Here is a 13,577-nt window from a genome sequence, read left to right as displayed (position 1 = left end):
ATGTTGATCCGCTGGAAAATCAGGCTTCAGCGGTGGCCGTCAGCTGGGCATAGGCCCAGTCGAGCCAGGGGCCGAGCGCCTCAACATCGGCGGTGTCCACCGTGGCGCCGCACCAGATACGCAGGCCAGCGGGGGCATCGCGATAGCCCGCGATGTCAAAGGCGGCGCCTTCCTTTTCGAGCAGGCCGGCAAACTTCTTGATGAAGTCAGCGTCAGCGCCTTCGACGGTAAGGCACACCGAGGTGCGCGAGCGAATGCCGCTGTCGACCGCGAGATGGCCGAGCCAGCTGCGTTCGGCAACGATCTTGTCGAGCGCATGGGCGTTGGCCGTGCAGCGCGCCTTGAGGCCGTCGAGACCACCGACCGACTTGGCCCATTCCAGCGCGAAGATCGCGTCTTCCACCGCCAGCATCGAGGGCGTGTTGATGGTTTCGCCCTTGAACACGCCTTCGGCAAGCTTGCCCTTGGAAACCAGGCGGAACACCTTGGGCAGCGGCCAGGCCGGCGTATAGGTTTCCAGGCGTTCGACCGCGCGGGGGCCGAGGATCAGCACGCCGTGCGCGCCTTCACCGCCCAGCACCTTCTGCCACGAGAAGGTCGCCACGTCGATCTTGTCCCACGGAATGTCATAGGCAAAGACCGCGCTGGTCGCATCCGCAAAGGTCAAGCCTTCGCGATTGTCAGGGATCCATTCGCCATCGGGCACGCGCACGCCGCTGGTGGTGCCGTTCCAGGTGAACAGCACGTCATCGGCGAAATCGACCTTGGACAGATCGGGCAGCTGGCCGTAATCGGCGCGGAGCACGGTGGGCTCCAGCTTCAATTGCTTGACCGCGTCGGTAACCCAGCCTTCGCCAAAGCTTTCCCAGGCCAGCGTGGTCACGCCGCGGGCGCCCAGCATGGTCCACATCGCCATTTCGAACGCGCCGGTATCGGAACCGGGCACGATACCGATGCGGTGGGTGGCAGGCAATTGCAGCACGTCGCGCATCAGGTCGATGGCGAGTTGGAGGCGCGCCTTGCCGATCTTGGCACGGTGCGAACGACCCAGCGATTCGGTGGCGAGTTTGTCCAGAGAATACCCCGGCGGCTTGGCGCACGGACCCGAGGAAAAGAAAGGACGCGCCGGCTTTGCGGCGGGAATACCAACAGTCATGTAGACTCTCCTCACAGAGAGCACGCGCGGCGTTGGGACCGCGTGGCCCGGCGCCGCTTCTAAGGACGCCAGCCGGGTTGTCAATCGACCCTGCAAAAAATGCTGCGCCGGCATGCTGCTGCGCGGTTCGTCGCAAAAACTGCGGCAACGCGCATCTGCGGGCTTTCCATTTACCCTGCAGTAACCAAGACTGCGTCAGGCTTAACCTTATGGCACGACGCGTTCTTCTTGGCTGGGCCATGCTGCCGGTGATCACCCTTGCCGGCTGTGTCGATGCCCCACGCGGCCCGCGCCGGCCCGCCCGCTCGGTTTCGGCGCGCATGGTCTCGCACCCGGTCGTCCAGCCCGTGCCAAGCTCGGTCGCCACGCGCGCCTGCATGGTTTCGCTGCGCCAGAACGCGATCGGCTATGTGCCGGTGCCCGATCAGTATTATGGCGCCGGATGCAGCACACTCGGCAGCGTGCGCCTGGCCTATTTGCGCAGCGACAGCACGCAACTGGGCCTGGCCAATGCCGGGCCGGTGACGTGCCAATTGGCCAATGCGCTGCAAGGCTGGGCGCGCTTTGGCGTGGACCGCGCCGCACAACAGATTCTGGGCAGCCCGCTGGTCAAGATCGAGACGATGGGCAGCTACAACTGCCGCAACGTGGCTGGCACCGCGCGCCGTTCCGCCCACGCCACGGCCAATGCCATCGACATTTCCGGCTTCCTCCTCGCCGATGGCCGCCGCGTCACCGTACTGCGCGACTGGCGCGACGAAGACCCCCAGATCCGCGCCTTCCTGCGCGCCATCCACACCAGCGCGTGCAAGCGCTTCAACACCGTGCTCAGCCCCGATTACAACGCGGCGCACCGCGATCACCTGCATCTGGAAGTGGGGAGTGGGCGGCCGCTGTGTGGGTGAGATGGTGGATTGGGCCTGACGCGGCGTGACGAAACGGCCTTTGGGCATTGTTAGAAAATCACTGCCGCTTCGGGCAAGGTGCCAAAGCTGAGCGCCCGGTATGGCAGAAAGCGCCCCGTTGCGGACATTAGCTTGAGCGGGAAAAGGCCCACACATCCGCAAAGCACTCAAACGTTTCGTCACGCAAATAGAATAGAAAGTGGCGCTTTCCCGCATTCCCGTGGTTGGTCGTTTTCCAATCGTTCGGTGCATGCGCGAGCGCATCAAGGCCGACAATTTCGTAGAACTCCCCCCACGCTGGAGCGATGGCGCTATAGCGGCACTGCCCGCGATACCAGCCTTCATCGTTAGTGGGACCAAGCCTCCATTCCGAACATCCACCGAAAGACAACAGTCCTTGCTCGCCCGTTGCCGCCTCATAAGCCCAAGGATTCAAGCGGAACCGCAATGTCACTTTTGAACCGTCTTCCCGAACCTCTGGTGCGGGATCATTAGGCTCGGCGTTCCACGAATCATTGAGTTGGAAAAATACCCGGTCTGTCATCAGCAGAACTTGGCATCGCAAACGGCAGCTTTCCACCAATCTCGGCCATGGCCAGCACTGGACCTGTACCCGCCTTTACCTTCCAAGGCGCACGCAGCAAACCTCGTTCCAGTCGTTGGGACAGTATGATTGATTTCGTGGAGAGGCGCAGAGACTCACTGATCTCCGCGCCTCTGCGCGTCAAAGCTTTTGTTGTATTCTCTTCATTGCCTGACGGCGCGTGACGTCGCAGCGCCCGGCACGGCATTTTCGTGACGCGTTTGGGCGAACATGCCCCCTCCGACATCCCGGCGGGCTGTCACCTCCCCCACGGTGTGGGGGGATCTTGATGGCCTGCCAGAATCGAGAAAGGCGGGAGATCACGCTTCCCGCCTTCCTGAAGCCCCCCCCCCCTCAAGGCCGATGTCGCGTGTGCTTTCTGGCTTCAGGCTGCGTCGCCCAGGCCGGTCGCTTCGATCCGCAGGCGCACCGCCTCGGCGGCGTGGCGGGCGCCGAGTTTGCCCATCATCTTCATGCGATGGATTTCTACGGTGCGCGGGCTGATATCCAGGTCACGCGCGATGGCCTTGTTGCTGCAGCCTTCCGCCAGACGGTCGAGCACCTCGCGTTCGCGCAGCGAGAGGCGGGCGATGCGCTGGCGTGCCTCCGCGGCGCGGGCGCGTTGCACGCGGTGCGATTCGGCTTCGTGCGCGGCGCGGCTGATCGCCTCGTTGAGCGGACCAATCTGGTTGGGAATCGCCAGGTAATCGAGGGCCCCCGCCTTGATCGTGCGCACCACCGCCCAGGTTTCCGGGGCATTGCCAATGGCGATAACTGGCAGCCAGTGCCCGGCACGCATCATCGCCGCTATCAGCGCCGGCACTGCCTCTCCGGGCGGATCGTCATGCGCCAAGAGCAGCCCGGTACTAGGTGCGTGCGCCAGCAACTCGTCCGTACTGCCGTAAATTTCGGCATGATGTCCGGCGGCAAAGGCGAGACGAGCAAGCTGTGCCCGGCGGGCAGAGTCGCTATCGAGGATGTGGAGTGTGACACGTTCGACCATGGTTCCGAAGTAACCACTACGGGCTGCTTCCACGCCACGCATGAATGCTTCGAACTGAACGCTTCCGTCGGACTCAAGACCGGTTAGCTGCCCATATTCCTTAGGGAATTCGGCTCCGAAGCGGAGCCAACTATTTGGCTGAAGATCGCCGAGATATGACAACTTTGTTGACCTGCCCCTAAGTGTCCGCCGCACCCCAAGCTGTGGCGTTTCCCGAGGTTTGTTAATGACATATTGCGTTTCGAAACGTGAATTTTCGTCATTAACGCGGTGGTAATGATCCAGAGTGGCACATTATCCGATTAATCGAACCTATAGTCTGGCAGCTGATGGAACGCGTTGCGCAGCGCCTCGCTCCAGCTGGACGAAATCGCGTTGAAATAGGGATCGTCGGCGCGGATGCGGCGCTGGTGCAATGGCTCGAACTGGTCGCGCGCGATGACCGTCAGATCGAACGGCAAGCCCACCGAGAGATTGGCCGCAACGGTCGAATCGAACGAGACCATCAGCAGCTTGACCGCCTGTTCGAAATCCATGCCCTTGTCATAGCCGCGCAGCAGGATCGGCCGGCCATACTTGGTTTCACCGATCTGGAAAAACGGCGTATCGAAGCTCGCCTCGATGAAGTTGCCTTCGGGATAGATCATGAACAGGCGCGGCTCCATGTCCCTGATCTGGCCTGCCACGATCATCGTCGCGGTAAAGCGCGCGCCCTCGCCCTGCACCGGGCCGGATTGGCGCCCCTCGATCACGCCGCGCAACAGGTTGCCGACATGGGTTGCAACCTGGAACATGGTGGGTTCTTCGAGGATCGACGGGCGCCGCTCGCTGGGCGCCTTGTTGCGCTCCTCAAGCTGGCTGATCACTGCCTGAGTCGTCGCGAGGTTGCCCGCCGTCATGATCGTGATGACCCGCTCGCCCGGCACCGACCAGGTAAAGCTCTTGCGGAATACCGAAATGTTGTCGACGCCCGAATTGGTGCGGGTGTCGCTCATCAGGACGAGCCCCTTGTCGAGCATCATCCCCACGCAATAGGTCATTGTCCGTCCCCGTCCGGCCGGCGCGCGCCGGCCGGTTCCCCACTATCCTACACCTGCGATGCCTGCCGCAATGCCCTTGGCGGCACCGTGGCCTTCACGCAGGGTCTTATTGTTCCATGCGCTGTTGTTCAACGGCCAGGCTGACATGCATCGCTTCGTCACGCGCGCCATAGCGGATGCCGGTGATCGGCGCGCAGGCCGTGTAATCACAGCCAGTCGCCAGGTGGACATAGCGCGCATCGGGGCAGATCGCGTTGGCGATATCGAAGCCGACCCAGCCCAGCCCCGGCACATGGGCCTGTGCCCAGGCATGGCCGGCATCCTGTTCCACCCGATCGTCCATCATCAGGTAGCCGCTGGCATAGCGCGCGGGAACACCCAGCAGGCGCGCGGCGGCGATGAACACGTGGGCCTGGTCCTGGCACACCCCGCGCCCGGCGGCGAGCACCTGCTCGGCCGAGGTGGCAACATCGGTGTGCCCGCTTTCATAGGCCACCGCCTCGCGCACCAAGGCACTGAGCGCATGGAGCCGGGCCAGCACGTCTTCCGCCTCTTGGGGCAGGGCATCGACCAGCGCGCGCACGCGCGCGCCGCCCCTCGTCAATGCGGTCTGCTCGGTAAAATGCCACAGCGGCAGATGGCCGGGCTGCTTGCCCATCACCCCGGCATTGTCGGCTGTCTGTACCACGCCCTGGCTGCGAATCACCACCTCGCGCGCGCCGGGCACGAACGAGATCAGCGTGACGCGGTTGCCGTTTTCGTCGTCATAGGACACCTCGGGCCGCGCGCCCTCCAGCTCGATCTCCCAGAACTCCGCGCTTTGCCCGCGGCAGGCCAGCGGGGTGAGGCGCAGGCGTTGCAGCCCGTGGGCCACCGGCGTGGAAAAGGTGTAGCGCGTGGTGTGGCTGATCGCGAGGCGCATGGGCGGCCTTCCCCTTTCCTTATTCGGTAAAGCGATAGTCGCGCTGGATCTGCTGCGCGAGGTGGTTGTTGGCGGCGATGAACTGGCCGATCACCTGGTGGAGCCCGTGCTCGAACACGCCATCGATGGTCTGGCTCTTGAGCTGCTCGTGCGTGCGCGCGGCAATCTCGTGCGTTTCCAGCCGATCGCCATACTCGGCCGCCAGCCGATCGAGATAGTCGCGCAACTGGGCATAGCAGAACGCCAGGCTGCGCGGAAAACGCCCGTCGAGCATGAGGAACTCGGCAATGCCGCGTGCCTCCATCCGCCCGGCGTTGAGCCAGCGATAGGCACGGTCCCCGGCCACGGCGCGCAGCACGTTGTCCCACTGCACGTTGTCCAGACTGGAGCCGACATAGGACACCGAAGGCAGCAGCACATAATACTTCACATCGAGCAGGCGCGCGGTGTTGTCTGCCCGCTCGATAAAGCTGCCGGCGCGGGCGAAGTAATAGATGTCGTTGCGCAGCATCGTGCCTTCCATCGCCCCGCGCACCAGGGTGGACTGGCGGCGAATCAGATCGAGCACGCCGCCCAGGCGCGTTTCGGTGACAGTGCGGGCCAGCTCCTGCTTGAGGATCATCCAGCTTTCATTGACCGCCTCCCACACCTCGCGCGTGATGCCGGTGCGAACCATGCGCGCGTTGTGGCGCGCCTGCTCGACCATGCTCAGCACGTTGCCGGGGTTGTCGCGATCGCGCAGGATGAAGTTGAACACGTTGCTGCCAGCATAGTCGCTGCCGAACTTGGCCTGATAGGCCCCCTGCAATCCCAGCGTGACGATGACCGAGCGCCATTCGTCGCTGGCATCGGCGGCGTCGCGGGTCAGCGCCATGCGAAAGCCGGCCTCTACCAGCCGCGCGGTGTTTTCCGCGCGTTCGAGATAGCGGAACAGCCAGAAGATGCCGTTAGCGGAACGTCCAAGCATTTTATCGTTTTCCCTTCCGCCTCAATCGTCCAGCACCCAGCTGTCCTTGGTGCCGCCCCCTTGCGACGAATTGACCACCAGCGATCCTTTCTTGAGCGCCACCCGCGTCAAGCCACCAGGCGTGATGTCGATCCCCTGCGGCGAGACCAGCACGAACGGGCGCAGGTCGACATGGCGCGGCGCCAGGCCGGCCTTGGTGAAGATCGGCACAGTAGAGAGCGAAAGCGTTGGCTGGGCGATGTAATTATCGGGATTGGCGCGCAGCTTTTCGGCAAACATCGCGATTTCCCGGCGCGACGAGGTCGGCCCGATCAGCATGCCATAGCCGCCCGAGCCATGCACTTCCTTGACCACCAGGTCTTCCAGGTTGTCGAGCACATAGGCCAGCGAATCGGCCTCTGCACAGCGCCAGGTCGGCACGTTGGCCAGGATCGGCTTTTCCCCGGTATAGAATTCGACGATGTCGGGCATGAAGCTGTAGATCGCCTTGTCATCGGCGATCCCGGTGCCCGGCGCATTGGCGATGGTGATGCCGCCAGCGCGATAGACATCCATGATCCCCGAAACGCCCAGCACGCTTTCAGGCTTGAACGACAGCGGATCGAGGTAATCGTCGTCGACCCGGCGATAGAGCACGTCGATCGCCTGCCAGCCGCGCGTGGTGCGCATGGCAACGCGGCCGTTCTCCACCTTGAGGTCGCTGCCTTCGACCAGTTCGGCACCCATCTGGTCCGCCAGGAAGGCGTGCTCGTAATAGGCGCTGTTGAACGTGCCCGGCGTCAGCACCGCCACCACCGGCTTGTGCCCGCTTGCCGCCGGCGGGGCGCAGGCAGCCAGGCTGCGCGCCAGGCGGCGGGGATAATCGGAAACCTCGCGCACCCGCACCTTGGTGAACAGTTCGGGGAACATGGCCATCATGGTTTCGCGGTTTTCGAGCATGTAGGACACGCCCGATGGTGTGCGGGCATTGTCTTCCAGCACCATGAAATCGTCCTCGCCGGTGCGGACAAGGTCGATGCCGACGATGTGAGTATAGACGCCGCCCGGCGGGGTAAAGCCGGCCATCTGCGGCAGAAAGGCCTTGTTACCCTTGAGAACGCGTTCGGGCAGGCGCCCGGATCGGACGATTTCCTGGCGATGATAGAGATCGTGGAGGAAAGCGTTCAGCGCGCGCACCCGCTGCTCGATGCCCTTCGACAGGCGGCGCCACTGCGCGGCGTTGATGATCCGGGGGACCATGTCGAAGGGGATGAGGCGCTCTTCGGCGTCCTCGTTGCCGTAAACGTTGAAGGTAATCCCAGTCTTGCGGAAAAAGGCTTCGGCTTCGCCCGATTTTCGCCGCAGCAATTCTGGTGGCTGCTCTTTCAGCCACTCGCAATACCCGCTGTAGGCAGGGCGTGTGGAGCCATCGGCTTCAAGCATCTCGTCATAGGACGAGAGCGAGGATTTGGTCATGCAGAACCTCCCGTCTGGCCCATTGCTTGCACACGATTCGGCCCGCCGCAAGCGCCGATGCTGCGCGTGCGAAACAATTGAATCCATCGTGGCGCGGGCCCTTGCACAGGGCGATGTGGCGTGGCAGCATCCGCGCCGCGTCGGTTCGCGCCAGTTTTCGTGCGTTTACTGGCAGGAAAATCGATCAGACCGCCCGGAACGGCGAAATCTGCCCCTACAGACTCAGTAGCGCGCGACAAGATCGACGAGCGTGCGGGCCACCTGCGGATGGGCGGCAAAGCCCAAATGCGTTACGCGCAGCGGCACGGCCAAATCGCGCTCACCTGGCCAGCCGGCCGCGCTGCGCGGTGCGATGATCCCGTCGCGCGGGCTCCACAGTGCGATCGTCGGCACCGGCGGTTTGGTGGCCAGATCCTGGGCCATTGGCGCGTCGTCCACGCTGTGGCCGGCGACGACCTGATAGGCGCGCCAGGCATTGTTGGCGCGGCGGTCACCCGAAAAGGGTGTGCCCATGGTGATCACCAGGCCGACATGGTCCGGACAGGTCTTGGCCAGTTGGCGCGCGAACAGTCCGCCCAGGCTCCAGCCTATTAGAACCAATGGCTCGCCCTCGCGCCGGGCCATTGTCTCCACCCGCTCGGCCAGTCGTTCAAAGCGGTCCTCGCTCGATCCGAAATTGAAGCCCAGGCCCCAGTCGCTCACGCGATGGCCCGCGCTTTCCAGTGCCGTGGCCAGCGGCTTCATGCGCACTGGATGGGTGCCGAACCCGGGCAGCAGCATCACCGGCCGGGCATGGCGCGCGGGTGGATAGGAGGGCAGCGGCGCGCCGCGCGCGGCCTGCCAATGGTCAATCGGGGTGGCCAGTTCGCCGATCAGCTGCGGCCAGGCTGGGCCGCGCACGCCCTCGGGCCGGGGCGCAAATGCCAACGCACGCCGCCGCGCCAGGGCAGCACCCAGCGTTTCGAGGTGTGCCCACGCGCTGCGTGGCGGAGAGGAAGGTTGCGTGGCCATGGGAATCACCGGCAAACAGCTATCGGACGCCGGGAAGGAACGCCAGAAAGACGGAATTGTTTCAAATTCATGTCACATTCGCCCGATAGGCTAAAGTGGCAGCCAGCTTCGCCAGCCCGGCGCGCGCCGTTCAAGGAGGCCCCATGATCACCGTCCACCACCTCAACAATTCGCGCTCGCAACGTGTGCTTTGGCTGCTGGAGGAAACTGGGCTTTCCCTACACGGTGAAGCGCTATGAGCGCGACGCCAAGACGATGCTGGCGCCGCCCGAACTGCGCGCGGTCCACCCGCTCGGCAAGTCCCCGGTGATCGAAGACGAGGGCCGCATCCTGGCCGAAAGCGGCGCGATCGTGGAATACCTGGTGGACAAGGCCGGCGGGCAGCTGGGCGCCCCTACCGATGAGCAGGATGCGCTGCGCTATCGCATGTTCCTGCACTATGCCGAAGGGTCGTTGATGCCGCCGCTCCTGCTCAAGCTGGTGCTGTCGCACGTGCCGATCATGGGCAAGATCGCCTTGAAGCGCATCCAGCCGATGATCGATGTGCATCTCGATTTCGTCGAGCGCGAACTGGCCAGCCGCCCCTGGTTTGCCGGTCCCGCCATGACCGCGGCCGACGTCATGATGAGCTTCCCGATCGAGGCCGCCCGCGCCCGTGCCGGCCTTGACCAAACGCGGCCCCACACGATCGCCTGGCTGGACAAGATCCAGGCCCTCCCCGCCTATCGCCGCGCGATCGAAGTGGGCGGGCCTTACGCCTACGATTGAATGCGGCCGGCCGTGTTTCGCCTGAAATGCACACGAAGCCACGAAGACACGAAGAAGTAAGTGCCTGGGCTTCGTGGCTTCGTGTGCGAACCAGCAAGGCTTGGTTGGAACGCGATTACGACAGGAGGCGGGTTACACCCGAAATCCCCCTTCCCTAGATCGCCGCCGCCTTTTCATCGGCGTCGGCCTGGGTTTTTTCCTGCGGGGTGCATTCACCCACGCGGTTGGACTGGGTGGCCACGTGCATGCGCATCTGCTTGCCGCCCGGGCCGCTGCCGGTCATGTCCATGTCCATGGTGAAGTGATCGCTGCCATAGGTGCCTTTGAGCGTGATCGTCTGCGTGCTGCCGTTGTGGCCGCAGTTGAGCACACCGTCGATCTTGCCATCGGCCATGGTGAAGGTCTTGTAGCGGCACGACTTGTCGGCCTGGCCGAAGAAATCGCCATCGGGGCGTGCGGCCTTTTCCTTGGTCAGGCATGACCGCTCGGCGCGGGCGTGGCCCATCGCGTCCTTCATTCCCGCCACCATTTCCGGCGGCATGCCGGGCATGTCGATATCGATCGCCTTGACCTGGGTGCTCCAGGCGCCAGGCTGAAACTTCACTCCCGCGCCCGCCACTTTGGCCGCCACTTCACCGGCATCGGCATCCTTGGCTACTACGGCCGGCTCTTTCTTGCAGCCCGGCAGCAGAACAGCCAGGGTCAGCAGGACAGGTCCGAGCAAGGCGGATGGGGTCTTGGCAATCATCGTCACTCTCCCGTTTGGGGACATGACGCTATCACGCTCACCGGGCCATGGCCATGGCGCGATCGGGCGCTTTGGGGCCGATTGCATCTGGGCCTGGTGTTCCCCATATGTTGCCCATGGCCGAAATCATCATCCGCAGGGGGCTGGAAGAGCCCGATACGTCTGGCAACTTTGTCCCGCACAAGCCGCAGCGGCCTGCAAAGCTGGAGCCGGGCCGCCCATTCAAGGTGGTGTCGGAGTATCAGCCGGCTGGCGACCAGCCCACCGCGATTGCCGACCTGGTCGCCAGCGCGCGCGAGGGCGAGCGCACGCAGGTGCTGCTGGGCGTGACCGGCTCGGGCAAGACGTTCACCATGGCCAAGGTGATTGAGGAATTGCAGCGCCCCGCCCTGATCCTGGCGCCCAACAAGATTTTGGCGGCGCAGCTTTATGGCGAGATGAAGAGCTTTTTCCCCGAAAACGCGGTGGAATATTTCGTCTCGTACTACGATTATTATCAGCCCGAAGCCTATGTGCCGCGCTCCGACACCTACATCGAGAAGGAAAGCTCGGTGAACGAGGCGATCGATCGCATGCGCCACTCGGCCACGCGCGCCTTGCTCGAACGCGACGACGTGATCATCGTCGCCTCGGTCTCGTGCCTCTATGGCATCGGCTCGGTCGAAACCTATTCGGCCATGGTGTTCGACCTCAAGAAGGGCGAAAGCGTCGACCAGGGCGAGATCGTGCGCAAGCTGGTCGCCCTGCAATACAAGCGCAACGACCATGCGTTTCAGCGCGGCACGTTCCGCGTGCGCGGTGACAACCTCGAAATCTTCCCCTCGCACTACGAAGACACCGCCTGGCGCGTGACGTTCTTTGGCGACGAGATCGAGGAGATTGCCGAGTTCGACCCCCTTACCGGCAAGGCCGACACGCGTCTTTCCCAGGTGCGGGTCTATGCCAATTCGCACCACGTCACGCCCGGCCCCACGCTGATGCAGGCGCGCGAGGCGATCAAGTTCGAACTGGCCGAACGGCTCAAGGAGCTTCATGCCGAAGGCAAGCTGCTCGAAGCACAGCGTCTGGAACAGCGCACCCATTTCGACCTGGAAATGATGGCCGCCACCGGTTCGTGCGCGGGGATCGAGAACTATTCCCGCTTCCTCACCGGCCGCCTGCCGGGCGAGCCGCCGCCAACCCTGTTCGAATACCTGCCCGACAACGCGCTGCTGTTCGTGGACGAAAGCCACCAGACCGTGCCGCAGATCGGCGCGATGGCGCGCGGGGACCATCGCCGCAAGATGACTCTGGCCGAATACGGCTTTCGCCTGCCCAGTTGCATCGACAACCGCCCCCTGCGCTTCAACGAATGGGAGGCGATGCGCCCGCAGACCTTCGCCGTTTCGGCAACGCCCGGCAATTGGGAGATGGAACAGGCCGGCGGCGTGTTTGCCGAGCAGGTCATCCGCCCGACCGGGCTGATCGATCCGCCGGTGCTCATCCGCCCGGTGGAAGACCAGGTGCAGGATTGCATCAACGAATGCCGCCTCACAGCGCAGAACGGCTATCGCACGCTGGTGACCACGCTGACCAAGCGCATGGCCGAAGACCTGACCGAGTTCATGCACGAGGCCGGCCTGCGCGTGCGCTACATGCATTCCGACGTCGAGACGCTGGAGCGCATTGAGCTGATCCGCGACCTGCGTCTGGGCGTTTATGACGTGCTGGTGGGCATCAACCTGCTGCGCGAAGGGCTCGATATTCCCGAATGCGGGCTGGTGTGCATTCTCGATGCTGACAAGGAAGGCTTCCTGCGTTCGGAAACCTCGCTGATCCAGACTATCGGCCGGGCCGCGCGCAACGTCGATGGGCGCGTGATCCTCTATGCCGACCGCATGACCGGGAGCATGGAGCGCGCGATCGCTGAAACCGATCGTCGCCGCGAAAAGCAGAACGCCTATAACGAGTTGCACGGGATCACCCCGGCCACGATCAAGCGCCAGATCGCCGATATCATCGCCGATACTGCCAGCCGCGACGGCGTGCTGGTGGACCTGGACGACGACAGCACCAACAACCTCGTGGGCCACAACCTGCGCAGCCACATCGAAGACCTGGAAAAGCGCATGCGCAATGCCGCCGCCGACCTGGAATTCGAAGAAGCCGGCCGCCTGCGCGACGAAATCCGCCGCCTGGAATCGACCGAACTTGGCCTGCCCGAAGGCGATCGCAAAGCACCCGTGGTGGGCCGCAGCAACGAAGGCAAGCCCGGCACCCGCAAGATGCGTTACGGCAAGACGCAGAAGAAATGGGGCAAGTGAGCGGCTGCTAACACGCCCTCCCCAACCCCTCCCGCAAGCGGGAGGGGCTAAATCCTCCCTCCGCACAGCGGGGGGAGGTGGCGGCCGCAGGCCGTCGGAGGGGGGGATGGTTGCCTGCCACGCTTGTCCACGATAGCAACTGCGCCATGATATCGCGTAAAACCGTTTGCCCGCTCGCCCTGTCCATCCTCGCCGCCTGCTCGCAGCAAGCCCCAGCCTCGCAGGACAGCGGCACCCCGCTCAACGCCGTGCGTGTACCTTTGCCGGAAAGCCAGCCTTTGCCGGCGGCCCCGGCGGGTAACGACAAGCCGGTCTGGGCCGGGGCCCCGGGTGGGGACAGCGTGCGTTTCGGCGCGCCGGGCGCGGGGCCAGATCTTTCGCTATCGTGCCGCCAGGGGGTTCTGGTGGTAACCCGGCATGTCCCGGCTGAAGTGGGCGCGCAGGCGCTGTTTGCCCTGCAGGGACGCAAGCGCATCGTGCGCCTGGCAGTGGATGCCACCTCGGTGCCAGGTTTGCCGGGCTATCTGTGGCAAGGGAGCCTGCCTGCAGGCGATCCGGCGGCCGAGGTTTTCGATGGACCGTTTACCGGCACCCTGCCCGATGCCGGCAAGATCAGCGTGCCGGGCAGCGATCTGGTGCGCGCGCTGATCCGCCGCTGCGGCGCGCGCCCGGCCACGGGGGCGACACCGGCCGCGCCCCAGGCCCAGGAATGAAGC

12 protein-coding genes and 1 pseudogene are annotated in these 13,577 nt (G+C 64.2%); 4 read left to right on the top strand and 9 right to left on the bottom strand.

Going from position 1 to position 13,577, the window contains the following annotated elements; all coding sequences use genetic code 11:
• Nucleotides 1-19 precede the first annotated feature (19 nt).
• Nucleotides 20-1,156 carry a phosphoserine transaminase gene (locus ABIC78_RS17725; RefSeq protein ID WP_054132684.1) on the bottom strand — a complete coding sequence of 379 codons (1,137 nt, stop codon included), beginning with the start codon at nucleotides 1,154-1,156 and terminating at the stop codon, nucleotides 20-22.
• 209 nt (nucleotides 1,157-1,365) lie between these two features.
• Here ABIC78_RS17725 and ABIC78_RS17720 point away from each other — a divergent pair, with 209 nt between their 5' ends.
• Entirely contained in the window at nucleotides 1,366-2,061 is a 696-nt protein-coding gene (locus ABIC78_RS17720) for an extensin-like domain-containing protein (RefSeq protein ID WP_354491067.1), read from the top strand.
• A 127-nt stretch (nucleotides 2,062-2,188) separates the two neighbouring features.
• Here ABIC78_RS17720 and ABIC78_RS17715 read toward each other — a convergent pair whose 3' ends face one another.
• The 7 genes from ABIC78_RS17715 to ABIC78_RS17685 all read right to left on the bottom strand — a co-directional run bounded on the left by ABIC78_RS17715 (nucleotide 2,189) and on the right by ABIC78_RS17685 (nucleotide 9,042).
• Nucleotides 2,189-2,605 (bottom strand): hypothetical protein, encoded by a 417-nt coding sequence (locus ABIC78_RS17715; protein ID WP_171795521.1) that lies wholly within the window; start codon nucleotides 2,603-2,605, stop codon nucleotides 2,189-2,191.
• Nucleotides 2,606-3,029: 424 nt separating this feature from the next.
• Complete coding sequence (locus ABIC78_RS17710) at nucleotides 3,030-3,809, bottom strand: response regulator transcription factor (RefSeq protein WP_354491065.1); 780 nt, start codon at nucleotides 3,807-3,809, stop codon at nucleotides 3,030-3,032.
• Nucleotides 3,810-3,949: 140 nt separating this feature from the next.
• Entirely contained in the window at nucleotides 3,950-4,687 is a 738-nt protein-coding gene (locus ABIC78_RS17705) for a proteasome-type protease (RefSeq protein ID WP_022678113.1), read from the bottom strand.
• A gap of 106 nt (nucleotides 4,688-4,793) precedes the next feature.
• Nucleotides 4,794-5,609, bottom strand: coding sequence for a transglutaminase family protein (locus ABIC78_RS17700; RefSeq protein ID WP_171795520.1), 816 nt, complete (start codon nucleotides 5,607-5,609; stop codon nucleotides 4,794-4,796).
• A gap of 19 nt (nucleotides 5,610-5,628) precedes the next feature.
• Complete coding sequence (locus tag ABIC78_RS17695) at nucleotides 5,629-6,576, bottom strand: alpha-E domain-containing protein (protein WP_171795519.1); 948 nt, start codon at nucleotides 6,574-6,576, stop codon at nucleotides 5,629-5,631.
• Between the two features lie 21 nt (nucleotides 6,577-6,597).
• Nucleotides 6,598-8,031, bottom strand: a complete 1,434-nt coding sequence (locus ABIC78_RS17690) for a circularly permuted type 2 ATP-grasp protein (protein WP_171795226.1) — start codon at nucleotides 8,029-8,031, stop codon at nucleotides 6,598-6,600.
• 222 nt (nucleotides 8,032-8,253) lie between these two features.
• Nucleotides 8,254-9,042: an esterase/lipase family protein gene (locus tag ABIC78_RS17685; RefSeq protein ID WP_354491062.1), complete on the bottom strand. Its 789-nt coding sequence runs from the start codon at nucleotides 9,040-9,042 to the stop codon at nucleotides 8,254-8,256.
• 143 nt (nucleotides 9,043-9,185) lie between these two features.
• On the opposite strand from ABIC78_RS17685, the pseudogene ABIC78_RS17680 reads away from it, so the two are divergent.
• A pseudogene (locus ABIC78_RS17680) lies at nucleotides 9,186-9,810 on the top strand (glutathione S-transferase family protein).
• Between the two features lie 154 nt (nucleotides 9,811-9,964).
• On the opposite strand, the gene ABIC78_RS17675 reads toward ABIC78_RS17680, so the two are convergent.
• Complete coding sequence (locus tag ABIC78_RS17675; protein WP_062786940.1) at nucleotides 9,965-10,558, bottom strand: DUF3617 domain-containing protein; 594 nt, start codon at nucleotides 10,556-10,558, stop codon at nucleotides 9,965-9,967.
• A gap of 116 nt (nucleotides 10,559-10,674) precedes the next feature.
• Here ABIC78_RS17675 and uvrB point away from each other — a divergent pair, with 116 nt between their 5' ends.
• Together uvrB and ABIC78_RS17665 are read left to right on the top strand one after the other, a co-directional pair.
• Complete coding sequence (uvrB, locus tag ABIC78_RS17670; RefSeq protein WP_171795516.1) at nucleotides 10,675-12,861, top strand: excinuclease ABC subunit UvrB; 2,187 nt, start codon at nucleotides 10,675-10,677, stop codon at nucleotides 12,859-12,861.
• A gap of 146 nt (nucleotides 12,862-13,007) precedes the next feature.
• Nucleotides 13,008-13,574 carry a hypothetical protein gene (locus ABIC78_RS17665; RefSeq protein ID WP_171795515.1) on the top strand — a complete coding sequence of 189 codons (567 nt, stop codon included), beginning with the start codon at nucleotides 13,008-13,010 and terminating at the stop codon, nucleotides 13,572-13,574.
• The last annotated feature ends 3 nt before the right edge of the window (nucleotides 13,575-13,577 follow it).

The sequence above is a fragment of the Novosphingobium sp. 1529 genome, assembly GCF_040544855.1.
GTDB lineage: Bacteria > Pseudomonadota > Alphaproteobacteria > Sphingomonadales > Sphingomonadaceae > Novosphingobium > Novosphingobium capsulatum.
Note: the sequence above shows the minus strand (reverse complement) of the source record. Positions and strands in the feature narration are given on the sequence as shown.

Bases quoted from the DNA above. Each gene is read 5' to 3' on its own strand.
- ABIC78_RS17675 (WP_062786940.1), bottom strand. From the start codon at position 10,558: ATGATTGCCAAGACCCCATCCGCCTTGCTCGGACCTGTCCTGCTGACC.
- ABIC78_RS17720 (WP_354491067.1), top strand. From the start codon at position 1,366: ATGGCACGACGCGTTCTTCTTGGCTGGGCCATGCTGCCGGTGATCACC.
- ABIC78_RS17695 (WP_171795519.1), bottom strand. From the start codon at position 6,576: ATGCTTGGACGTTCCGCTAACGGCATCTTCTGGCTGTTCCGCTATCTC.
- ABIC78_RS17705 (WP_022678113.1), bottom strand. From the start codon at position 4,687: ATGACCTATTGCGTGGGGATGATGCTCGACAAGGGGCTCGTCCTGATG.
- ABIC78_RS17725 (WP_054132684.1), bottom strand. From the start codon at position 1,156: ATGACTGTTGGTATTCCCGCCGCAAAGCCGGCGCGTCCTTTCTTTTCC.
- ABIC78_RS17690 (WP_171795226.1), bottom strand. From the start codon at position 8,031: ATGACCAAATCCTCGCTCTCGTCCTATGACGAGATGCTTGAAGCCGAT.
- ABIC78_RS17715 (WP_171795521.1), bottom strand. From the start codon at position 2,605: ATGACAGACCGGGTATTTTTCCAACTCAATGATTCGTGGAACGCCGAG.
- ABIC78_RS17665 (WP_171795515.1), top strand. From the start codon at position 13,008: ATGATATCGCGTAAAACCGTTTGCCCGCTCGCCCTGTCCATCCTCGCC.
- uvrB (WP_171795516.1), top strand. From the start codon at position 10,675: ATGGCCGAAATCATCATCCGCAGGGGGCTGGAAGAGCCCGATACGTCT.
- ABIC78_RS17685 (WP_354491062.1), bottom strand. From the start codon at position 9,042: ATGGCCACGCAACCTTCCTCTCCGCCACGCAGCGCGTGGGCACACCTC.
- ABIC78_RS17700 (WP_171795520.1), bottom strand. From the start codon at position 5,609: ATGCGCCTCGCGATCAGCCACACCACGCGCTACACCTTTTCCACGCCG.